Genomic DNA, 22808 nt, shown 5'->3' on the forward strand with positions numbered 1-22808 from the left:
CCTGTCCCATCAGTTCAAAGGGCTGCCGGATTCTGCGCAGCCGATCATCAGCAAATGGAGGAAGACCCATGGTTTGGCAACCGGCCGAAAACCGATACAAATCCATGAAATACAATCATTGCGGAAAGACCGGCCTGAAACTGCCGGCGATTTCGCTCGGCCTTTGGCACAATTTCGGCAATGACACGCCACACCAGACCAAACAGGCCATCTGCCGCCGCGCCTTTGATCTCGGCATCACCCATTTCGATCTCGCCAACAATTACGGCCCGCCGCCCGGCAGTGCCGAAACCGCCTTCGGCGAGATTCTGAAGACGGATTTTGCCGGCTATCGCGACGAGATGATCATCTCCTCCAAGGCCGGTTACAACATGTGGCCCGGCCCCTATGGCGAATGGGGCAGCCGCAAATACGTAATCGCCTCCTGCGACCAGAGCCTGAAGCGCATGGGACTGGATTACGTCGATATCTTCTATTCCCACCGTTTCGACCCCAACACGCCGCTTGAGGAAACCTGCGGCGCGCTGGACCAGATCGTGCGCTCGGGCAAGGCGCTTTATGTCGGCATCTCGTCCTACAATTCAAAGCGCACCCGTGAGGCCGCAGCGATCCTGAAGGACCTCGGCACGCCCTGCATCATCCACCAGCCGAGCTATTCCATGATCAACCGCTGGATCGAGGAAGACGGTCTTGTCGACACGCTGGAAGAACTGGGCATCGGCTCCATCGTCTTCTCACCGTTGGCGCAGGGCATGCTGACCACGAAATATCTCGGCGGCGTGCCGGACGGCAGCCGCGCCGCGCAGAGCAAATCGCTCAACCCGGCCTTCCTCAACGAGCGCAATGTCGAGAACATCCGTGCACTTAACAGCATTGCCGAGCGGCGCGGCCAGACGCTGGCGCAGATGGCAATTGCCTGGGTTCTGCGCGGCGGCCGCATCACCTCGGCGCTCATCGGCGCAAGCCGTGTCGAACAGGTCGAGGATTGTGTGAAGGCGCTCGACAAGCCGGATTTCACGGCCGAAGAGCTTGCCGAAATCGACCGTTACGCCAAGGAAGCGGATATCAACCTCTGGGCAAAATCCGCCGAACGGGTCTAATCGAAAAAAGACCGCCCGGTTTTGCCGGGCGGTCCTATCACTCAATGAGGCAGCGAAAGTCGCTACCGGAACAGAAGGGGCTCGTTGTAGGGAATCCGGCCGTTTTCGAATAGCCCCGAAGCCCCCGCGCGCTCACATGGGTTACCCAAGCTTGGGTCGAGGTTCCTTTATTAGCCGCAGAACACGCGAATGACGGTCGACTTCGGATTAGTCACAGATTCTGTGGCAGTGCCGCTATGAACAAAGTTCAATCTTGACGGTGTGTCATTAGCAACGCGCTCTTGTCGCCCATAGTGCCGCGAGTCTCCGGGAATATTCAGACCAACAGTCGCGGATGAAGGCCCTCCAATATATTTCTGATAGCGCGACGCACCACAAGCGTCAGAAGACGACCCGGCGTTATTAAGCGTTGTCGGCGCAGTTGTGCAGCCACTAAGGGTGATCAATATGAGCGACACTGATGTAACTAATCTTGACTTCATGCTTATCTCTTCTACTCGCCTTGGTCGTGGTCAGATATTTATTTCTCACTAAAGTCGCACGTATCTAATTGCAAATATTTCAGAATTTGAACGTTTTTTGAGGTGAATAAAACTATAATTGGCACAACGGATCGACGTTGAATGCCATCGCAGCGCGCGTTCGGCTCAGGCTTCTGTGGTGCGTTTCGCGCACTGGAACCTGCCGTCAGCGTCGGCGCCATGGTACTTGCGCTTTCGCAGGCAAGGCGGATTTTGGGGTTCAATCAACAGCAGCATTTGCACGTGACGGCGTGGTGGACAAAACGACGGCCGGGTGGTCGGATCACTTTGGCAGCAAGAAAAATCTCAAAATAGAAGATTAACTCCTGCCCCTAACCGTTAATAACCATTACATAAATGTAATTTTAAATTCAGTTTCCGTTCATTCGTTTATTCGTAAGTTCTCCTCATCGAAACACGAGAGGAAACTTCCATGAAAAAGTTCGTCACCATTCTTCTGGCCGCTACCGTTCTCGCCGCTCCGATGGCTCAGGCCCAAAGCCGCCACGACGATCGCCATCGCGGCGTCACCGTCGAGCGTCAGGTCACCACCAAGAAGGTCATCGTCAAGAAGCACCGCTGGGATCGCGGCCAGCGTCTGTCTGCGGGCGAACGCCGCCATGTGATCGACCGCCGCGATTATCGCCGCTATCGCCTTGCCGAACCGCGCCGCGACCAGCGCTGGGTCCGCGTCGACAACCAGTTCCTGCTCATCAATGCCGTCAGCGGCCTGATCGTCGGCCTCGCCGCCGCCCGCTGAGTGCAGTCACCGGATACAATGACAAGGCCCGCGCGAGCGGGCCTGACAATTTTTACGAATATCGCTCCACATTCGACGTCATCCTCGGGCTTGACCCGAGGATCCATTGATCGCAATGGGCTGTGGATTCTCGGGTCAAGCCCGAGAATGACGAAGGAGAGGTTTCAGCATTATCCACCAAGTAAAAAGGGTCGGCTCAAAGCCGACCCTTTTTGTCGTTTGTCGTTTCAGCCGATCAGAAAATGTCGGCGCCGCTGCCCCAAGGGCCGTGCGGCTTGTCCACACCGTCGGTACGTTCGAAACCATGCGCGCCGAAGAAGTCGCGCTGCGCCTGAATGAGGTTGGCGCTGCCGCGGCCGCGACGATAGGCGTCGAAATAACCGAGTGCCGAAGCCAGCGCCGAAACCGGCAGGCCGGAGAGAACGGCATAGGAAACGACACGACGCAGCGGCGCGTCGGTATCCTTGACGATGCCGGCGAAGGCAGGCGTCACGATGAGGTTGGCCACATGCGGGTCCTTGGTGAAGGCCGAGGTGATCTCATCGAGGAATTCCGAGCGGATGATGCAACCGGCGCGCCAGATGCGGGCAATCGTCGGCATCGGCAGGTTCCAGTTGAACTCCTTGGAAGCGGCCGACATGATGGCGAAGCCCTGCGCATAAGCACCGACCTTGGCGGCCAGAAGCGCGCTTTCCAGATCGGCGATGAAGGCCTTTTTGTCGGCGGGTGCCGCTGCAAGGGTCGGCAGGCCGAAGATCTTCTCGGCAGCTTCGCGCTCATCCTTCTGCGACGACAGGATACGGGCAGCCACGGCTGCCTCGATGGCGGTTGCGGCGACGCCCATGTTCTGCGCCTCGATGACCGACCACTTGCCGGTGCCCTTCTGGCCTGCCTTGTCGAGGATCAGATCGACCATCGGCTTGCCGGTGATCGGATCGGCGGCGCGCAGAACCTTCTCGGTGATTTCGATCAGGTAGGAATTCAGGCGGCCCTTGTTCCATTCTGCGAACACGTCGGCGATTTCGACGGCGCTCATGCCAAGGCCATCACGCAGGATGCCGTAGATTTCGGCGATCATCTGCATATCGGCGTATTCGATGCCGTTATGGATGGTCTTGACGAAATGGCCAGCGCCGTCATTGCCGAGCCATGCCACGCACGGATCGTTATTGTACTTGGCGGAAATGGAAGTCAGCACCTTCTCGACGCGCTTCCAGCTGTCCTCGGTGCCGCCGACCATGATCGACGGTCCATGGCGCGCACCTTCTTCACCGCCGGAAACGCCCATGCCGATAAAGGTCAGGCCGCTATCCTTCAGATTGTCGAAACGGCGGATCGTATCGCGGAAATTCGCATTGCCGGCATCGATCATGATGTCGCCATTGGACAGATGCGGTTTCAGGATTTCCATCTGCTGGTCGACCGGATCGCCGGCTTTGATCATGATGATGATCGGGCGCGGAGGGCGAATGGCGGCGACGAATTCCTCGATGGTTTCGCAGGGGATCAACTGTCCCCGCAAGTCCCCAGCCTCGGCGTAGAATTTTTTCGTCGCTTCAGGGGTTCGGTTGAATACGGCAATCTTGTTGCCCTTTTCCGCGATGTTCAACGCCAGGTTCGAGCCCATGACGCCGAGACCGATCAAACCGATTTCTGCCTGTTCCACGGATGTGCCTCCATCTTGCTTTTAGGTGGTCGTGTTGTGGCACTGTAATGAACAAACGGCAAGGCTGGGGGCGACTGAAACGATTAAATTTTGATGACGCAAATCAGCTTTGCATATTTGCGACAGGTCGAGACCGGTTCAAGACGGCAAGCCCGCTTCGCCTCCTATGATCGTCGGGGCCGGTCATCACCGTCATCCAAGGCCCGCCAGGCGGCCCCGTCCATATCCTCATATTGGCCCGAGCGCACTGACCAGAGGAAGGCGAAAAGGCCGAGCGCTCCTAAAAACAGCGCGACGGGAATGAGATAGATCAGCATGTTCATGCCAGTTGCGCCCCCTCGCCTGCAAATCCGGTCTTTGCGTCGTTCTGGGGACGGGCGGTTTCAGCCACACCGGCAAGCCGCAAGGCATTGGCGACAACGATCAGCGAGGACGTCGACATGGCGATGGCCGCAATCATCGGCGTCGCATAGCCGGCAATCGCAATCGGCACGGCGATGATGTTATAGCCGATGGCAAGCGCGAAGTTCTGCCGGATCAGCCTTCCGGCCCGCTGCGATGTCTCGATTGCGAAAGGCACGGCATCGAGATCCTCCTGCATGAACACGAAATCGGCGGCCTGCCGGCCGATATCGGCGGCGGTGGCGGGCGCCATGGACACATGCGCGGCGGCGAGCGCCGGCGCGTCGTTGATACCGTCTCCCACCATCAGCACCCTGCGACCCTCGCCGGCAAGCTCAGCGCAGCGCGCTGCCTTGTCCTTCGGCGACAGGTCCGCACGCCAGTTGCCGATCCCCAGCCGTTGGGCCATGGCGCTGACGGCGGCGGCCCGGTCACCCGAGATGATTTCCTGCATCAGGCCTCGCGCAGACAGACTGCGCAATGCCGCAGCAGCGCCCGCGCGTGGATTGTCCTCGAAGCCGAAGCTCGCCAGTTGATGGCCATCGAGGGACAGCACCACTTCCGACCGCGCATCGCCATTGTCGGTTCGTGCCTCATCCGGGCAGGCGAAACGGCGATTGCCGAGCCGGTAGGTTCCCGATGCTGTCTCAGCCTCGACACCCGAGCCCGGAACTTCCTGCACCACCTCATAGGTCTGCAAGGCACCGCTATAAGCGGCATGCAGGGCTTTCGACAGAGGATGACGCGAATAGGCGGCAAGTCCCGCCGCAATCGCCATCGTGGCCGGCTTCACATCACCCGTTTCGACCAGTCTCGGCTTGCCAACGGTCAGCGTCCCGGTCTTGTCGAACAGCACAGTGTCGATTTCGGCCAGCCGCTCCATCGCCGAGCCTTCCTTGACCATGATGCCGTGGCGGAAAAGCCTCCCGGCGGCCACTACCTGCACGACTGGAACGGCAAGACCAAGCGCGCAGGGGCAGGTGATGATGAGAACCGCAATGGCGATCAGGATCGCCTGTTTCCAGTCACCGCCGAAAATGCCCCAACCGAGAAACGTCACTAGTGCAAGAAGATGCACGACTGGAGAATAATAGCTCGCGGCACGGTCGGCGATGCGACGGTAACGCGCCCGCCCGCCTTCGGCCGCTTCCATCAGCCCGATCACTTCGGAGAGGAAGGAATCCTTCGCCGATGCCGTCACCCGCGCAATGAGCGAACCGGTGAGGTTGAGCGTACCGGCCTGAAGGCTGTCGCCTGCCGCAACGCGGCGCGGCGCGCTTTCGCCATTAACGATGGACATGTCGAGATCGCTGCTGCCGGAGACGACCAGGGCGTCCACAGCCACGCGGTCCCCGGCCGCAATCGCAATCGACATTCCCGGCTGGATATCGGCAAGCGGCCGATACTCCCGCGTTCCATTCTCACCGATCACCGTTGCCCCGCGCGGCGAAAGACGGGCAAGCCCGGCAATGGCCGAACGCGCCTTGTCACGCATGATATGGTCAAGCGTCCGGCCGATGAGCAGGAAGAACAGCAGCGACACGGTCGCATCGAACCAGGCATGCTCACCGTGATGGATCGTCTCCCACAGGGAAATGACATAGGAAAGCGTGATGGCGAGTGCTATCGGCACGTCCATATTGGTGCGGCGATGTTTCAGCGCGTTCCAGGCAGATTGATAGAAGAAACGCCCGCCATAGATCAGCGCCGGCGCGGCGATCATCGCCGAAATCCAGTGGAACATGTCGCGCGTCGCCGCATCCGCCCCCGACCAGACGGAGACGGACAGAAGCATGATATTGGCGGAAGCAAAGCCGCACAGCGCCACCGCCCTGATCAGCTGCGAACGCAAGGCGTCCGAGGCATCCTGCCCGCTGGCGAGAAGATGCGTGCGATATCCCATCGCGAGAATGGCGCGAGCAATATCGGCGGGATCGGTCCTAACGCCGTCAACTTCTTCTTTCCAGACGACCGCCACGCGTTTGGACGACAGGTTCACACGCGCCCGCTCCACTTGGCGCAGACGGCCGAGCGCGGTCTCGATGGTGGTGATACAGGCGCCGCAATACACATCCGGTACGCTGAGATCGGTCTGGCGCAGCCCCTGCCCCAGATCGCGGCTCGCCAGCAGCAACTCCTCCGACGATGGTGGATTGACCGGCTCGCCGAGTTGCAGCGAACCTTCCGTTCCCGGTGCGCAGCAGCTCATTTGCGCCCCCTGATGACGGCGATCCGCGTGCCCTCATGCACGATGATCCGGCCGTCCTTGACGGCGGTAACCTCGACGATCCATTGGCCCGGCAACATGTCATGCGGGCCGGTGAAGACGCCGGTGGAAACCGGGGTCAGTTCCATGTCGAAATTCTGGCGTTCCCCGACAGGCCGGCGAAAATGCGCCGTCACCTTATCGGTGTCGACCGGGCCGGTGTCGGGATGAAACACCTCGTAACGCACCGTCTTTTCATCCACGATGAGCTTGCCCCTGATACCGGTCGCAGCCCGTGCCTTGGCGGCTTCCGCCTTGGCATTGAACTGCTGGCTGGCCACATAGGTATTGGGTACGACAAGCCCGCTCCAGCTGTTGACCGCGTTCCAGGCCATCACCATGTTGACGGTGATGACGGTGCCGAAAAACAGCAGCATGACACCCAGCATATGCCAGCCGGTGAACGTGAAACCGGACGTCTGACGATTGTTCACGGTCATTTTTTCACTCCCGGAGCGTTGAAGACAGCATCGTAGCGGGCCGTCTCATGGCCGCCCGTATCGCTGACGATGAATTCGAAATTTTCCGCCGTACGCGCCACATCCTCGCCCGGCAGGGTGACGAAGACCTTCAGCGTCGTCGCCTCGTCCGGCTCCACCGTCACCTCGAAGGTGCGCGCGGCCGTATCCGGCATGCCGTTGATCTTCATCACCGCATTCGGAATGCCCTCGATGGTCAGGCTCATCGTACGCGGCTGCGGCACCATGTTGAGAATGCGCACCGTATAGCCGTTGCGAATGGAGCCGTTCGATTCCAGCACATATTGCGGATTGCGGTCATGCAGCACATTGAGCGCCAGCCGCTCGCGCGTCACCAGCGCAAACAGCATGCCGATACCGACCGCCGACCATATGGCCGTGTAAAGCAGCGTGCGCGGCCGGAAAACGATGCGCCAGTTGAAGTGGCGGATGCTCTTCCTGAAGCTGCCGTCCTCCTCGCGCACATTGGCGGGGCGGATGTCATGCTCACCATTACCGGTCGCCAGCGCCATGTTGGACTGGTATTCGGACAGCGTCGCATAGGCGATCAGCCCGCGCGGCTTGCCGATCTTGTCCATCACCCCGTCGCAGGCATCGATGCAGAGCGCGCAGGTGATGCATTCCAGCTGCTGCCCATCCCTGATGTCGATGCCCATGGGACAGACCGCGACGCAGGCATTGCAATCGACGCAATCACCGATGCTCTCCCCTGCCGCCGCAGCCTTCTTGGCATGCCGCGAGCGCGGTTCGCCGCGCCAGTCATTATAGGTGACGACAAGCGAATTCTCATCCAGCATCGCCGCCTGAATGCGCGGCCATGGACACATATAGGTGCAGACCTGTTCCCGCATCAGCCCGCCGAAGACATAGGTGGTGGCGGTGAGGATGGCGACGGTGGAATAGGCGATCATCGGCGCCTGCCCTGTCATGAACTGCATGGCCAGCGTCGGTGCATCGGCGAAATAGAAAATCCAGGCGCCGCCGGTCAGAACACCGATCACCAGCCAGATCGCATGTTTCAGCACCCGCTTGCGCAATTTACCGAATGTGAAGGGCGCTGCATCCAGTTTCATGCGGGCGTTCCTGTCGCCCTCTATCGCCCGTTCGACCACCAGGAACAGGTCAACCCAGACGGTCTGCGGACAGGTGTAACCGCACCATGCACGCCCGACAGCGGACGTGACGAGAAACAGCCCAAGCCCGGCCATGACCAGCAATCCGGCGACGAAGAAGAACTCCTGCGGCCAGATTTCGATGAAGAAGAAATAAAAGCGCCGGTTGGCGATATCGATCAGCACCGCCTGATCCGGCGCATAGGGACCGCGATCCCAGCGCAGAAACGGCGTCAGATAATAAATGCCGAGCGTGACCAGCATCACCAGCCATTTGAACCGCCGGAACCTGCCTTCCGCACGCTTGGGAAAAATCTTCCTGCGCGCTTCGTAGAGCGGTTTGCGCGTTTTTGCGGAATTGACGGCTTCCGCCTCCAGCCTTTCGACGGGCTGTTGCGGGAGGTCCTGTCCGGCGCGATAGATGTTCATGATAGGAGTCCGTTTTTATCTCCTTGCTTTCTCCCATCTCCCCGGTGAAACATCCTTGACTTGCATCAAGTGACGACAAAGTGGCGCAGTATGGGAACGCGCCGCCAAGGGAGGATGAAATGCCTGTCATGCAGTCGAGAATCATTCATCTGTCGATCGAAAAACCCTGGAGCCATGTCTACAACTTCGCCTCCGACCCGCAGAACATGCCGCACTGGGCGGCAGGTCTTGGCGGCGGGCTGAAGCCTGACGGAGAAGACTGGATTGCCGAGGGCGGGCCGCTTGGCGAAGTGCGCGTCAATTTCGCGCCCGCAAACGAGTTCGGCGTCATCGACCATGTCGTGACATTGCCGGATGGCGTGAAGGTTTATAACGCGCTACGGGTAACGCCGAATGGCAGCGGCACGGAGGTGAGTTTCACCCTGCTTCGCCTTCAGGGCATGACGGGCGACGATTTCGAACAGGATGCACGAGCGGTCACCGCCGATCTCGAAACGCTGAAGGCGCTGCTCGAAAAGGATTGATGGAGGAACCATGACCACGAATACGAACGACCGGCGGATCGACTATGTCGAATTCAACGTCGCCGATATCGAGCGCAGCAAGGAATTTTACGGCGGCGCCTTCGGCTGGACCTTCAAGGATTACGGTCCGCAATATTGCGAGTTTTCCGATGGCCGGTTGACCGGCGGCTTCACCACGACGGCTCCGGTCTCGGCCAAGGGCGGACCGCTCGTCATTCTCTACGCCGCCGATATCGAGGATGTGCAGCGACGCGTCGAAGCCGCCGGCGGGCAGATCAGCGTTGCGATCTTCGCCTTTCCCGGCGGGCGGCGTTTCCATTTCACCGATCCGGATGGATACGAACTGGCCGTCTGGTCGAGAAACTGATCGGCAGGAGCCCGCCATGACTTTGACAACACCACCTTTTTCGTTGGTCGGTATCGATCATATCGTCTTCATCGTCGACGACATGACGCGGGCGCTCGATTTTTACCGGAACGTGCTGGGGTGTAGGGATGGTTACTCTTACCCTGCTCTCGGGATGGAACAAGTCTGGTGCGGCAATGCCCTGATCGTGCTGTGGGATGTCACGCACCCCGGTGGCACAAAGGCCGCTCCGCCCGTCGCCGGAGGTCGTAATGTCGATCACATCTGCATAGCGACCGGTCCTCTGAACCATGATGCGCTTCGCGCCCATCTGGCGAAATTTAACGTCACGATAGAACAGGAAGCCTTTCACGGCGGCGCGAGAGGGATGGGACATTCGTTCTATTTCCGTGATCCCTTCGGCAACAAGATCGAGTTGAAGGGACCAGCCGAATATCCGGATGGACGGGCGGAAAACGCCTAATCTGAACAATAAAAAAGGGCGCCTCCCCGCGCCCTTCTTTATATTCTACTTGCCTCATTCGCCCCCACCAAGCGAATGCACGAAGATTGCCAGCTGCTTGACAGTCGTATCACCGAGACGCTCACCCCAGGCGGGCATGACCCCGTGCTTGGGCGACCGTATCTGCGAGACAATCCCCTCTTCGCCCTGCGACTTTAGCCAGATCGCATCGGCCAGATTGGGCGCGCCGAATTCGCGATTGCCCTTGGCGTCTTCCCCGTGGCAGGAGGCGCAATTGTCGGCAAAGAGCTGCTTGCCGGGCTCCACCAGCGCCGGGTTGGAGGGGGTGCCGGTGAGACTGACGACATAGGCGGCAACCTCGCGGATTTCATTCGACTGGAGGATATCGCTAAAGGCCGGCATTTCCGAAGCGCGCGTATCCGCATCGTCGGCAAAACGAATGCCGTGCTTCACCGTCGTATAGATGTCGTCGACGCTGCCGCCCCACATCCAGTCGTCATCGTTGAGGTTGGGATAACCCTGCCCGCCTTCAGCACCCGAACCGTGACACTGAATGCAATTGACCTTGAAGGCGGCAGCGCCGCCGGAAAGGGCAAATTGCCTCAGGGTCGGATCCGCCTGAATTTCAGCAAGTGACGAGTTGGCGATCCTGTCGACATAGACGCTCTGCGACTGTTTCGCTTCGGCCATGTCGGCCGCGATCTCGCCACGGCTGCTCCAGCCGAGCAAGCCCTGCGTCGCGCCATTGATCAGCGGCCATGCCGGAAAGGCGATGGTGTAGCCAATCGCCCAGAGGATCGTGGCATAGAAGGTCCAGACCCACCAGCGCGGCATGGGATTGTTCAGCTCGCGGATACCGTCCCATTCATGGCCGGTGGTTTCGACGCCGCTGATGTCATCAATGTGTTTTTCGGACATATCTTAGTCCTCCCTAAGCGGAATGCTGGCGGCATCGTCCGCGGCCTTTTTCGAGCCGGGGCGAAGGGTGAAAACGACGACGCCGGCAAAGAACAGGGTCATGGCAAGCAGGCCCCAGCTATCGGCGAAGTGGCGCATGGCCGTGTAGGTTTCCATGGCTTAAACCTCCTCACCGGTATCCGGCGGCATCGTCATAGGTCGAGAAATCGACCAGCGTGCCGAGCATCTGCAGATAGGCGACCAGAGCATCCATTTCGGTAAGCTTGGCCGGATCGCCGTCGAAATCACCCACCTTCGCCTTCGGATAACGCACCAGGAGTTCCGACGAATCCGCATTCGGGTCGGCCTGGGCGGCAAGATCGGCGGCGGATTTCTCGATCATCTCGTCGCTATAGGGAACGCCGACGGTACGGTTGGCCTTCAGCTCCATCGAGATATCGGTGATCTTCAGCGGCGTGGTCTTCAGGAACGCATAGGAGGGCATGATCGATTCCGGCACCACCGAACGCGGATCGGCCAGATGCTGCACATGCCATTCGTTCGAATAACGATCGCCGACACGCGCGAGGTCCGGGCCCGTGCGCTTGGAGCCCCACTGGAACGGATGGTCGTACATGGATTCCGCCGCCAGGCTGTAATGCCCGTAACGCTCCACCTCGTCGCGGAACGGCCGGATCATCTGGCTGTGGCAGACGTAACATCCCTCGCGGATGTAGATGTTGCGCCCGGCGAGCTCCAGCGGCGTATAGGGTCGCATGCCCTCCACCTTCTCGATGGTGTTTTCGAGATAAAAGAGTGGGGCGATTTCCACGATGCCGCCGATGGAGACGACCAGCAGGGAGCCGACCAAGAGGAGTGTAGCGTTGCGTTCGATGACGCCGTGTTTGTCGAGTATGGACATCGGCCTCTCCTTATTCAGCGGGCTGCAGCGAACGGGTTTCGGCGGGCTGCGCCGAAGCCTCGGCATCCGTGTGGATACCTTCGTCGCGTTGATGACCGAGAATGGTCATCGTGACGTTGTAGGCCATGATGAGCGCGCCGCTGAGGAACATCAGGCCGCCCAATGCACGCATCACGTAATAGGGGAACAGCGCCGCGACCGATTCCGCGAAGGAATAGACGAGGAAGCCCTGGCTATCGTATTCGCGCCACATCAAGGCCTGCTGGATGCCGGCCACCCACATGACGGCGGCGTAAATGACGATGCCGAGCGTGGCGAGCCAGAAGTGCCAGTTGACCAGCTGCAGACTGTAAAGACGCTCCCTGCCCCAGAGTTTCGGCGTCAGGTAATAGATCGCGCCGAAGGTGATCATGCCGTTCCAGCCGAGAGCACCAGAATGCACATGGCCGATGGTCCAGTCGGTGTAGTGGCTGAGCGAGTTGACGGCCTTGATCGACATCATCGGCCCCTCGAAGGTCGCCATGCCGTAAAAGGCAACCGCCATCACCATCATACGCACGATGGGATCGGTGCGGATCTTGTCCCAGGCGCCAGAAAGCGTCATCAGGCCGTTGATCATCCCGCCCCAGGATGGCATCCACAGCATGATCGAAAACACCATGCCGAGCGTCTGCGCCCAGTCCGGCAGCGCCGTATAGTGCAGGTGGTGTGGACCGGCCCAGATATACATGAAGATCAGCGCCCAGAAGTGGATGATCGACAGACGGTAGGAATAGACCGGACGGTTCACCTGCTTGGGAATGAAGTAGTACATCATGCCGAGGAAGCCGGCGGTGAGGAAGAAACCGACGGCGTTATGGCCGTACCACCATTGTGTCAGCGCATCCTGCACGCCGGAGAAGGCCGAGTAGCTCTTGACGCCGAGGAAGGAAACCGGAATCGCCAGATTGTTGACGATATGCAGCATGGCGATGGTGACGATGAAGCTCAGATAGAACCAGTTCGCCACATAGATATGCGGCTCCTTGCGCGTCAGGATCGTGCCGAGGAAGGTGACGAGATAGGCGACCCAGACAATGGTCAGCCAGATATCGACATACCATTCCGGCTCGGCATATTCACGACCCTGCGTAATGCCCAGGAGATAGCCGGTGGCGGCCATGATGATGAAAAGATTGTAGCCCCAGAACACGAACCAGCCGAGATTGCCGCCGAACAGGCGCGCCCGACAGGTTCTCTGCACCACATAAAAGGACGTGGCGATCAGCGCATTTCCACCGAAAGCGAAGATCACCGCCGAGGTGTGCAGCGGCCGCATGCGGCCGAAATTGAAATAGGGTGCGATGTTGAGATCGGGAAAGGCAAGCTGAAGCGCCACCACGACCCCGACCAGAAAACCGACGACACCCCAGAACACGGTGGCGATGACGCCGTATTTCACCACCTCGTCGAAATATTGCGATTTGAGGCGCGCGCGCGCAGCCTGATCGACAGGCGCGAAGGACACGCGGCGCAGCAGAAGCACCGTGCTGACCAGAAGCGTAAAGAACAGCACCCACATATGGGCGGCGAAAAGACTGTCATGGGCAAAGGCTGCCCCGAGCAACGCGAGAAAGGCCCCAAGGGCCACGATCGCGGTTTCTAACGTGTAATTCATTGTTGGTTTCCCCCAACGTGCAAGCGACCGACGAAAGGCACGGCGCGCGCTTGACTAAGCGGAAACGGGCCTTTGCGTCGGTTGGAGCATTGCCACCGGCGTGGGGAAGCCACCTTGATTCAGATCAAGAAAGCAAAGCTGTCGCAGCGGGGAAAAACGCTGCGTTCACGCACAAACGATGTCAGAACAAAATGGCAGGGTTCCGAAACGGTTCCGGCTTAAGAGGCGGGCGGCATCAGCCCTTCATCTTCAATGGAAGACCCGCAGCGACGAAATAGACCTCGCCGGCAATGGCGGCGACGCGCTGGTGCAGCCGCCCCGCATGATCGCGAAATTCCCGCGCCATGCGGTTCTCCGGCACGATGCCGAGACCGACCTCGTTGGAGACGAGAATGAGTTTCGCCCTGGTGGATGTGATCGCCGTCTCAAGAGCGGCAAAGGCGGCCTCGATATCGGCATTTTCCATCATCAGATTGGTGAGCCACAATGTCAGGCAGTCGATGAGGATGACATTGTCCGGCCCGTCAAGCTGGGCAAGCACGGCGGCGATATCCACGGGCGCCTCATGGGTTGTCCATTCCCCGCCGCGCCGCGCCTGATGGTGATCGATGCGATCGCGCATTTCATCGTCCCATGCCCGGCCGGTGGCCAGATAATGCAGATGCCCGCCGGCATTCGCCGCAAGCTCTTCGGCGAAACGGGACTTGCCCGAGCGCGCACCGCCAAGAATGAAAACGGAGCGGTTTTTATCTGTCATGGGAAACCTGAAAGAGAGAATAGAGCGGACCGGTATCTTTGCGATGTCGCAAGCCAGGGACAGGCGGACATGAAGGGAACGATTCGTAGAAAAAGGCGTCCCCCGGTTGCTCATGCCGGACTGCCGCTGATACCGGGCCGGAGAGATCACAACCTGTCCGCAGGATGCGGATCATATCAAAGTCCTGACAACTCCGGGCGCCGGAAACACCGGTCCTGATGAAAGGCTAGGTGCGAAAGGCAGCCCTGTCAATCGGCACGCGATATGGCCGGAAAATCAAAGCGGAACCGGTACGCAAAACCTTACCCGGAACCGGCAGACCTGCTGTCCGCGAGAGGATTGATAAAGCCACTTGGTTACCGGAACGTTAGCAGAAAATAAAATGATCAGGCTGCAACGCCGCGGCAGAATATCGGCTGACGGAGGCCGCTGCCATTGCCTTGGCATGGCCTTCAAATCAATATGCTTTCGAAGATTCGCAAACAGCAAGGTGGCCTGCCCGTGATGACCATCATGGACTATATATCGATCGTCGTTTTCATCGTGTTATGGGCTGCCTACACGCATGTCACGACAGGCAGGACGCTGTTTTCGCGAACCAGCCTCAATCAGGCCATGGCCGAGCGCCGGCGCGAGTGGATCATGAATTCGCTCAAGCGCGACCTGAAGATGATCGACACGCAGATCATGGCCGGCCTTCAGAACGGCACCGCCTTTTTCGCCTCCACCTCCATCTTCGCCATCGGCGGCTGTTTTGCGCTTCTGGGTGCGACCGAGCAGGTCGAATCGGTGTTTCGCGACATGCCTTTCGTACACTATGCCGGACGCACGGCCTTCGAGCTGAAGGTTATCGGGCTCACCTGCCTGTTCGGTTATTCCTTCTTCAAATTCGGCTGGTCCTACCGCCTGTTCAACTATTGTACGATCCTGTTCGGCGCCATTCCCATGGTCCACGACGTCAACTCGGACCGCGAGGCGGCGGAGAGAGCGGCCGAAAACGTCATAAAGATGAACATCATCGCTGCTAAGAATTTCAATGACGGCCTGCGCACCATCTTTCTGTCCATCGGTTATCTCGGCTGGTTCATCAGCCCCTATGTCTTCATCGCCAGCACCGTCACCATCATCGTGGCGCTGTTGCGCCGCCAGTTCTTTTCCGAGGCGCGGCGCGCCATCATGGAAGAGAACAGGCCTTGAAATAGCCGCACTTCAAGGGCCAAGCCCGAGTGAATATTGGCCCTCCCAAAAGCGGAAAAAGCGGAAACCATGGACACAGACACAGCCGCAAACGAAAACCGCCGCAAAGGCCGCATCGGCGGTCTCGATACATTGCGCGGGTTGGCGCTCATCGCCATGGCATCCTACCACTTCACGTGGAACCTCGAATATTTCGGCTATCTCGAACCCGGCACGGCGACCACGGGCCTCTGGAAGCTCTATGCGCGCGGCATTGCAAGCTCGTTCCTGTTTCTGGCCGGTTTCAGCCTGTTTCTTGCCCATGGCAAAGGCTTGAACTGGCCGTCCTTCGGCAAGCGTTTTGCGATGGTGGCCGGCTCGGCGCTGCTCATCACCATCGCCACGTATTTCGCCTTTCCCGACAGCTTCATCTTTTTCGGCATCCTGCACAATATCGCCGCTGCAAGCCTCGTTGGCCTGCTGTTTCTGCGCGCACCAGCGCCTGTAACGCTGCTTTTCGCAGTGATTGCCTTTGCGCTGCCGCACTATGTTCAATCCGACCTGTTCAACAGCAAGTGGCTGGCCTGGATCGGCTTTTCCACCATGCCGCCGCGTTCGAACGACTATGTGCCGCTCCTGCCGTGGCTTGCCCCCTTTCTTGCCGGGCTCGCGGTTTCGCAATTCGTCACGCCACGCGACTGGCTGGACCGTTTTCGCAGTCCAAGCTCGCCGCGCAATCTGATAGCGAGCGCCGGCCGTCACAGCCTCGCCTTCTACCTCATTCACCAGCCGGTGCTGATCGGCCTTGTCTACGTCCTGTCGCAGGTGGCCCCGCCCCCACCGGTCGATCAGGTCGAGCTTTACAAATCGAGCTGCGAAAAAAGCTGCGTCGAGCAGCCGAACGGGCTGGAATTGTGCCAGCGTTTCTGCGGCTGCACGCTGGAAAAGCTGCAGGCGGAAAACCTGTTCGACACGATGATGGAAGGCAAGCTCAGCGCCGATCAGCAGACCAAGGTAGGCGAAGTGGCGCAGCAGTGCACGGTTGAGGCGCAGTAGGAAAAAGTTGCCGGTTCATAGAGGAACAGCGAGTTGTCCTACACTCGACGTCATCCTCGGGCTTGACCCGAGGATCCATTGACGTCGCTGTAGACCCTCGGGTCAAGCCCGAGGGTGACGAAGGAGAGGTCTCGACCTTTAAAAGCGCGCCTTAAGCGCGACAGCCAGGGTAGTCGTTCAAGTCCCGACGCCGATTTCGGCAAGCCGGGTCAGACAGGCTTCTTCGACATTGTCGAGTTCGGCCAGCGTCTCTTCGATGTCCTTGCGTTTCTGCCGGAGATCGGCACGCTTTTCATCGACCTTCTTCATCAGAAGCACCAGCTGGCCCGATTCGCCCGGGGGCTCCTTGTAAACGTGAATAATCTCGCGGATTTCAGAAATCGTGAAACCGATACGGCGACCGCGCAGGATTTCCTGAATGAGACGCCTGTCCGCGGCCCTGAAAAGCCTCGTGCGCCCGCGACGCTCAGGGTGAATCAGCCCCTCGTCCTCGTAAAATCGCAAGGTGCGGGTGGAAACACCGAATTCGCGTGTCAGTTCGGTTATGCTATAATACTTGTCCAAGGGCCTATCCGATTCATAACCGGATAATATTATTTGACCTTCACGTAAAAGTCAATTTTTCCCGCCGCGCCTAGCCGGAAATACCATACCACCAGGTCGCAATACCCAGAAAAGCGAAAAAGCCGACAATATCCGTCACGGCCGTGACAAAGACCGCCGAAGAGACGGCCGGGTCCGCCCCGAATTTGTCGAGAACCAGCGGGATGAGAATGCCTGCCAGCGCCGCCGCCAGCATGTTGAGACACATGGCTGTGGCGATGATGCCGCCGATGTGGACATCCTGAAACCAGATGCCGGCAACAACGCCGATGGCGCAGCCGAACAGCATGCCATTCAGGATGCCGACGCCTGCCTCGCGCCGAATGATACGCGCGGCGTTGTGAATATCGAGGCTCTTGGTCGCCAGCGCCCGCACGGATACGGTCATGGTCTGCGATCCGGCATTGCCACCCATACCCGCGACCGCCGGCATCAGAATCGCCAGCGCGACAATCTGCTGGATGGTCGCATCAAACAGGCTGATGACCGAGGCGGACAGAAATGCCGTGATGAGGTTGACGGCAAGCCATGGCACGCGTGAGCGCGACGTGCTGGCGATACTGTCCGACAGTTCTTCGTCACCCACACCCCCAAGGCGCAGCAAGTCCTCCTCGGCCTCTTCCTGGATAACGTCGACCACGTCATCGATGGTGAGTACGCCGACAAGCCGGCCGTTATTGTCAACCACGGCTGCGGAAAGAAGGTCGTATTGCTCGAAAAGCTGCGCCGCCTCTTCCTGATCCATTTCGGCAGGAATGGAGTGGTTCGTCTCATGCATGATCGTTTCGATCTTCACCTGACGCTTGGCGCGCAGCACCTTGTCGAGATCGAGTGCGCCCACCAGCTTGAAGGTGGGGTCGATGACGAATATCTGCGTGAAGGAGTCGGGGAGTTCCTCCTCTTCGCGCAGATAGTCGATGGTCTGGCCCACGGTCCAGAACGGCGGCACGGCGACGAATTCCGTCTGCATGCGACGTCCGGCCGAGCTTTCCGGATAATCCAGCGCCCGCATCAACCGCACCCGTTCGGTGAACGGCAGTTGCGAGAGAATGTCTTCGCGGTCCTCGTCGTCGAGGTCTTCGAGAATATAGACCGCGTCGTCCGAATCCAGCTCGCCGATACCGGCAGCGATCTGCTCATTCGACATCTGGTCGACGATATCGAGACGGATACCCTCATCCACCTCAGTCAGCGCCGTCATGTCGAAATCGGAGCCAAGCAGCCGCACCAGCGCATGGCGTTGTTCCGGCAGGATGGATTCGAGCACGTCGCCAAGTTCCGACTCGTGCAGTCGCGCCACATTCTTGCGCAGGAAGAGCAGGTCACGGTCGGCAATCGCCGCCCCCACCATCGCCAGAAAATCCGAACGGACAGACCCGTCTTCGGCGTAGATATCGGAAAGTGCCTCTGCCGGCCTCAACTCCTCGGGCGCGACAAGATCGTCGTTACGGTCTGTCATCTGGCGTCCTCTTGTATTCAAATGCCGCAGTGCACGAATGCGCAGGCAGAATGGCGTTAAAAAGTATATTGTCAACAACCGGATAGGCGGAAAACAACAAGCCTCCCAACTGCGACGCAAATGTCATGAACCGCCGCTTTGAGAGGCCGCGATTTAAGGACGCAGCGCCCCTTCACGACGCGTCAGGGATGCATGGCGCCGCAATTCTCTCAACGCGCGCCGCACCCCTGCCGTTCCGCAGGAACAGCCCGGACAGACCCTTTCTCACTCCAGGCAACACCAAGATAGAGATTGACATATGTCGTCCATAGGCGATTCTGAAACAGCTTTTTTACATAGGATCGGCCGCAGCGACCACATGGCCGGGAACGCATATTTTGGGAAAGCCAAAGCAATGAGCAAGACGGATTTCATCGGCAAGGCCTCCTCCGCCGCAGGTGGCTGGGGTGCGCTTAAAAGCGTCGGCAAACGGCTTCTGGAAACAGGCGCGCCGATTTCCGGCGCACGCACGCTGCTGAAGACGAACCAGCCGGACGGTTTCGACTGTCCCGGCTGCGCCTGGGGCGATCCCGAACACGGCTCATCCTTCGAATTTTGCGAAAATGGCGTCAAGGCAGTCGCCTGGGAAGCGACGGAAGCCCGCGTGCCGCCGGATTTCTTTGCCGCCCATAGCCTATCCGAACTGCGCGGCTGGTCCGACTACGATCTGGAAAAACAGGGCCGCCTTACCCACCCCATGCGCTACGACCGGGCGACCGATAAATATCTGCCGGTATCCTGGGACGATGCCTTTGCCGAAATCGGCAGGATATTGAACGGCCTCGACAGCCCGGACCGGGCGGAATTCTACACCTCCGGCCGCGCCTCCAACGAGGCCGCCTTCATCTATCAATTGATGGTGCGGCTTTATGGCACCAATAATTTCCCCGACTGTTCCAACATGTGCCACGAGGCAAGCGGCGTCGGCCTGAAAGCGTCGATCGGCGTCGGCAAGGGCACGGTTCTGCTTGAGGATTTCGAACAGGCGGACGCCATCTTCGTGATCGGCCAGAACCCCGGCACCAACCATCCCCGCATGCTGGGCGACCTGCGCCGCGCCGCCCTTCGCGGCGCCAGGATCGCCGTCTTCAACCCGATCCGCGAAAAGGGCCTGGAGCGCTTCGCCGATCCGCAGGACAAGATCGAGATGATCACCGGCGGCAACACGAGGATCGCCACCAATTATTACCAGCCGCGGCAGGGTGGTGATATGGCCGCCGTGCGCGGCATGAGCAAGGCTGTCTTCGCCGCCGACGATGCCGCAAGGGCGGCTGGTGAACCCGCGATCATCGACTACGACTTCATCGCCGAACATGCGGTGGAATTCGAGGCCTATCGCGCCGCCGTCGAGGCGACCGACTGGGAAACCATTCTCGACCAGTCCGGCCTGACCCGCGCCCAGATCGAGGAAGCCGCCGGTATCTACATGAATGCCGGCTCCGTCATCGCCACCTGGGCCATGGGCGTTACACAACACCGGCACTCCGTCATCATCGTTCGCGAAATCACCAATTTCATGCTGCTGCGTGGCAATATCGGCCGCCCCGGCGCCGGTCTCTGCCCGGTGCGCGGCCATTCCAACGTGCAGGGCGACCGCACCGTCGGCATTGATGAAAAGGCCCCGCCCGCCCTTCTCGACGCATTGGAGAAGGAACTCGGCGTGTCCATGCCGCGCAAGCGCGGCCACAATACCGTGGAGGCCGTCGCCGCCATGCTGGATGGTAAGGCTCAGACCTTCATTGCGCTCGGTGGCAACTTCCTGCGGGCGACGCCCGACAGCCCGCTGATCATCAAGGCTTTCGAGAAGCAGAAACTCACGGTCAATATCGCCACCAAGCTCAACCATTCGCATCTGGTGCCGGGCGAGACATCCTTCGTGCTGCCCTGTCTCGGCCGAACGGAAATCGACCGCAATTCGGCAGGACGGCCGCAGATCGTCACGGTCGAGGATTCCATGAGCATGGTGCATGGTTCCGGCGGCATCAACCCGCCGGCCTCGGACGAACTCCGCTCGGAAGTCGCCATTGTCGCCGGCATTGCGCAAGCGACGCTCGGCAATGCGCATGTGGACTGGAAAGCGCTTGCCGATGATTACGACCTCATCCGCGACATGATCGAGCGGGTCATTCCCGGTTTTGACAATTTCAACGAACGGGTCCGCGTGCCGCGCGGTTTTCATCTGCGCAACACGGCGGCCGAGCGGCAGTGGAACACACCTGCGAAAAAGGCCACCTTCTATAGCGGCCCGCTGCCTGAACAGACCGAGCACCAGCAGGCGCTCAGCCGTGACAATCTTTTCGTGCTGCAGACCTTCCGCAGTCACGATCAATACAACACCACGATTTACGGCATGGACGACCGTTATCGCGGCGTCTATGGCGAGCGCCACGTCATCTTCATGAACCCTGCGGATATGGAAGCGCTCGGCGCCCATTCCCGCCAGCGCGTCGATGTCATCGGCGAATATGGCGATGGCGTGGAACGCATCGCGGAAAACTTCCGGCTCGTGCCGTACAATATCCCGCGTGGCAGCGTCGGCGGCTATTATCCGGAACTGAACGTGCTGGTGCCGCTATCGAGCTATGGCGATGGCAGCTTCACGCCGACATCGAAATCCGTGCTCGTCTCCGTCCGCCTGCTTGCCGATGCCCCCGTGAAGGTGAACGCCTCTTGATGGAAGAAGAGCAATCCGCAGCCGCTTTCATGGCGGCTGTGGAACAGATCCAGCAAGAAGCCTCCTCGGCAATTACCGCGACGGGTGCGGCGGTCCTTCTGGCTATCCATCAAGACATAGCCACCGACAGCCGCAGCATCGCAAACCGGCTGGGGCTTGCGCACGCTCTCGTTCTGCGCGAAATCGCTGCCCTGTCACCCCGCTTCGTGCGGGTGACGAAACGCGATGCTCGCACCCAGCGCAGCTTTCTGGAAGTGACGGCGGAAGGACAGGCGCTTGCGGCTTCTCCTTCCCGCAATTGAAACGAACGGAGCATTCCTTGGCAATCAGGCCGATCCTGCCCTACCCCCATGCGGGTCTTTCCGAGACCTGCGCGCCCGTCACGATTTTTGACGATCATCTGCAGGAACTGGTCACGGACCTGACCGACACGATGCACGCCGCCCCCGGCGTCGGCATCACCGCGGCCCATATCGGCGTAAGACAGCGCGTCTTCGTGCTCGAACTGACACCGGGAAACGTCCTCACCTACATCAATCCTGAGATCCTCAGCCGGTCCGCGAAGACCATGCGGCATGTGGAGGGCAGCGTCTCGATGCCGGGTTTCACCGAGGAGGTGGAGCGACCATCGCAGATCGAAGTGAGATTTCAGGACGCAGCGGGCATGGAACATCGCCAGGCCGCAGAGGGCTTTCACGCTATCTGCATCCAGCACGAAATCGATCAGCTCGATGGCATCTTCTGGCTGAAGCGACTGTCGAAGCTCAAACGCGACCGGCTGGTAAAGAAATGGGAAAAATCCCGAAAGCCGTGACGATCAGCCGGCAATCGACAGCGCAAATTCCGCCTCGCCCTTCAGCGTGTTGCTGACGGTACAGATATCCTCGGCCGAATGGGCGATTGCAGCGCGGGTAGACTCGTCGAAATCCCCGGTTATCTCGATCCGTATATCGAAACGGATGATCCGATAGGGTTCTTCTGCAGATTTTTCACCGGAAACATCAACGGTGACGCCCTCGAAATGGTCCAGCAAACCCATACGGCTCGCCGCGATCCGGGCGCTGAGCGTCAGGCATGCGGCAAGCGAAGAATAAAGAAGATCGATCGGATTGAAGCCCGGTTCCGAGACGCCGGTCACGATCTCAAGTGCGCCGCCGGTCATCGTCGAAATCACCGGTCGACCAAGCCGCCCGACCGTGGCTGTCGCGCCAACGGGTCTCACCTTCACCTTCGCGCCTTCGACCATTCAAATAATCCTGATTTAATCGCACGCAACCGATCGCATGGAACAAAAATCTATCTGGCGCTTTTTACTCACACAACGGTGAACGATCGTTGAACCTTTATTTTACAGGGAGCTGGGACATATGGTTACATCTACGCTCGTCAGCATTCTGATCACCTTCCTAGTGATCGTGCTTGTCTTGTGGCTCATCGCACGACTGCCCGTGGGCGGTGGCGCAAAACAGATCGCGCAGA

23 protein-coding genes are annotated in these 22808 nt (G+C 59.5%); 10 read left to right on the top strand and 13 right to left on the bottom strand.

The features are described from left to right. Positions 1–68: 68 nt before the first annotated feature. Both mgrA and AGR13A_RS07305 read left to right on the top strand, forming a co-directional pair. Entirely contained in the window at positions 69–1100 is a 1032-nt protein-coding gene (gene mgrA / locus AGR13A_RS07300; RefSeq protein ID WP_080834477.1) for an L-glyceraldehyde 3-phosphate reductase, read from the top strand. Between the two features lie 954 nt (positions 1101–2054). Beyond that, positions 2055–2381, top strand: coding sequence for an RcnB family protein (locus tag AGR13A_RS07305; protein WP_035223395.1), 327 nt, complete (start codon positions 2055–2057; stop codon positions 2379–2381). Positions 2382–2616: 235 nt separating this feature from the next. Here the strand turns inward: AGR13A_RS07305 and gndA are convergent, their stop codons facing one another. The 5 genes from gndA to ccoG all read right to left on the bottom strand — a co-directional run bounded on the left by gndA (position 2617) and on the right by ccoG (position 8735). Then, positions 2617–4047, bottom strand: a complete 1431-nt coding sequence (gndA, locus tag AGR13A_RS07310; RefSeq protein ID WP_080834479.1) for an NADP-dependent phosphogluconate dehydrogenase — start codon at positions 4045–4047, stop codon at positions 2617–2619. Positions 4048–4211: 164 nt separating this feature from the next. Beyond that, on the bottom strand, positions 4212–4370 hold the full coding sequence (gene ccoS, locus AGR13A_RS07315) for a cbb3-type cytochrome oxidase assembly protein CcoS (protein ID WP_003502794.1): 159 nt from the start codon (positions 4368–4370) through the stop codon (positions 4212–4214). Then, complete coding sequence (locus tag AGR13A_RS07320) at positions 4367–6658, bottom strand: cation-translocating P-type ATPase (protein WP_080834481.1); 2292 nt, start codon at positions 6656–6658, stop codon at positions 4367–4369. Before AGR13A_RS07320 ends, ccoS begins: the two co-directional genes overlap by 4 nt. Next, the gene (locus AGR13A_RS07325; RefSeq protein WP_080834483.1) at positions 6655–7155 is read right to left on the bottom strand and encodes a FixH family protein; all 501 of its coding nucleotides are present in this window, start codon (positions 7153–7155) and stop codon (positions 6655–6657) included. The genes AGR13A_RS07320 and AGR13A_RS07325 overlap by 4 nt, the downstream gene beginning before the upstream one ends. Then, entirely contained in the window at positions 7152–8735 is a 1584-nt protein-coding gene (gene ccoG / locus AGR13A_RS07330; RefSeq protein WP_059753063.1) for a cytochrome c oxidase accessory protein CcoG, read from the bottom strand. Before ccoG ends, AGR13A_RS07325 begins: the two co-directional genes overlap by 4 nt. Positions 8736–8854: 119 nt before the next feature. Between ccoG and AGR13A_RS07335 the strand changes: the two genes are divergently transcribed. The 3 genes from AGR13A_RS07335 to AGR13A_RS07345 are packed head-to-tail and all read left to right on the top strand — an operon-like array spanning position 8855 to position 10089. Next, complete coding sequence (locus tag AGR13A_RS07335) at positions 8855–9259, top strand: SRPBCC family protein (protein WP_080834485.1); 405 nt, start codon at positions 8855–8857, stop codon at positions 9257–9259. A gap of 10 nt (positions 9260–9269) precedes the next feature. Next, the gene (locus AGR13A_RS07340) at positions 9270–9626 is read left to right on the top strand and encodes a VOC family protein (RefSeq protein ID WP_080834487.1); all 357 of its coding nucleotides are present in this window, start codon (positions 9270–9272) and stop codon (positions 9624–9626) included. Between the two features lie 16 nt (positions 9627–9642). Next, a complete protein-coding gene (locus AGR13A_RS07345) occupies positions 9643–10089 on the top strand; it encodes a VOC family protein (RefSeq protein WP_035223373.1) in 447 nt (148 codons plus the stop codon). A 54-nt stretch (positions 10090–10143) separates the two neighbouring features. Here the strand turns inward: AGR13A_RS07345 and ccoP are convergent, their stop codons facing one another. From ccoP to cobU, 5 genes are all read right to left on the bottom strand, one after another. Then, a complete protein-coding gene (ccoP, locus tag AGR13A_RS07350) occupies positions 10144–11007 on the bottom strand; it encodes a cytochrome-c oxidase, cbb3-type subunit III (protein WP_035223371.1) in 864 nt (287 codons plus the stop codon). A 3-nt stretch (positions 11008–11010) separates the two neighbouring features. Further along, positions 11011–11163, bottom strand: a complete 153-nt coding sequence (locus tag AGR13A_RS07355; RefSeq protein WP_006316283.1) for a CcoQ/FixQ family Cbb3-type cytochrome c oxidase assembly chaperone — start codon at positions 11161–11163, stop codon at positions 11011–11013. 13 nt (positions 11164–11176) lie between these two features. Next, entirely contained in the window at positions 11177–11908 is a 732-nt protein-coding gene (gene ccoO, locus AGR13A_RS07360; protein ID WP_080834489.1) for a cytochrome-c oxidase, cbb3-type subunit II, read from the bottom strand. A 10-nt stretch (positions 11909–11918) separates the two neighbouring features. Beyond that, on the bottom strand, positions 11919–13565 hold the full coding sequence (gene ccoN / locus AGR13A_RS07365) for a cytochrome-c oxidase, cbb3-type subunit I (RefSeq protein WP_080834491.1): 1647 nt from the start codon (positions 13563–13565) through the stop codon (positions 11919–11921). Positions 13566–13800: 235 nt separating this feature from the next. After that, positions 13801–14322: a bifunctional adenosylcobinamide kinase/adenosylcobinamide-phosphate guanylyltransferase gene (cobU, locus tag AGR13A_RS07370; protein ID WP_080834494.1), complete on the bottom strand. Its 522-nt coding sequence runs from the start codon at positions 14320–14322 to the stop codon at positions 13801–13803. A gap of 504 nt (positions 14323–14826) precedes the next feature. On the opposite strand from cobU, the gene AGR13A_RS07380 reads away from it, so the two are divergent. Next, on the top strand, positions 14827–15519 hold the full coding sequence (locus AGR13A_RS07380) for a DUF599 domain-containing protein (protein WP_080836649.1): 693 nt from the start codon (positions 14827–14829) through the stop codon (positions 15517–15519). A gap of 69 nt (positions 15520–15588) precedes the next feature. Beyond that, complete coding sequence (locus AGR13A_RS07385; protein WP_080834496.1) at positions 15589–16554, top strand: heparan-alpha-glucosaminide N-acetyltransferase; 966 nt, start codon at positions 15589–15591, stop codon at positions 16552–16554. 177 nt (positions 16555–16731) lie between these two features. Here AGR13A_RS07385 and AGR13A_RS07390 read toward each other — a convergent pair whose 3' ends face one another. Then, on the bottom strand, positions 16732–17118 hold the full coding sequence (locus AGR13A_RS07390; protein ID WP_003495942.1) for a MerR family transcriptional regulator: 387 nt from the start codon (positions 17116–17118) through the stop codon (positions 16732–16734). A 70-nt stretch (positions 17119–17188) separates the two neighbouring features. Next, positions 17189–18616: a magnesium transporter gene (mgtE, locus tag AGR13A_RS07395; RefSeq protein ID WP_080834498.1), complete on the bottom strand. Its 1428-nt coding sequence runs from the start codon at positions 18614–18616 to the stop codon at positions 17189–17191. Positions 18617–19010: 394 nt separating this feature from the next. Between mgtE and AGR13A_RS07400 the strand changes: the two genes are divergently transcribed. From AGR13A_RS07400 to AGR13A_RS07410, 3 genes are read left to right on the top strand one after another with little or no spacing between them, the layout of a single operon-like run. Then, positions 19011–21329, top strand: coding sequence for an FdhF/YdeP family oxidoreductase (locus AGR13A_RS07400; protein WP_139786027.1), 2319 nt, complete (start codon positions 19011–19013; stop codon positions 21327–21329). Beyond that, positions 21329–21631: a hypothetical protein gene (locus AGR13A_RS07405; protein ID WP_080834502.1), complete on the top strand. Its 303-nt coding sequence runs from the start codon at positions 21329–21331 to the stop codon at positions 21629–21631. The genes AGR13A_RS07400 and AGR13A_RS07405 overlap by 1 nt, the downstream gene beginning before the upstream one ends. Before the next feature lie 17 nt (positions 21632–21648). Then, positions 21649–22143 (top strand): peptide deformylase, encoded by a 495-nt coding sequence (locus AGR13A_RS07410; RefSeq protein ID WP_080834504.1) that lies wholly within the window; start codon positions 21649–21651, stop codon positions 22141–22143. Positions 22144–22146: 3 nt separating this feature from the next. Here AGR13A_RS07410 and AGR13A_RS07415 read toward each other — a convergent pair whose 3' ends face one another. Next, positions 22147–22575 carry an OsmC family protein gene (locus tag AGR13A_RS07415; RefSeq protein ID WP_080834506.1) on the bottom strand — a complete coding sequence of 143 codons (429 nt, stop codon included), beginning with the start codon at positions 22573–22575 and terminating at the stop codon, positions 22147–22149. Positions 22576–22808 lie beyond the last annotated feature (233 nt).

The organism is Agrobacterium genomosp. 13 str. CFBP 6927, from assembly GCA_900012615.1.
Taxonomy (GTDB): domain Bacteria; phylum Pseudomonadota; class Alphaproteobacteria; order Rhizobiales; family Rhizobiaceae; genus Agrobacterium.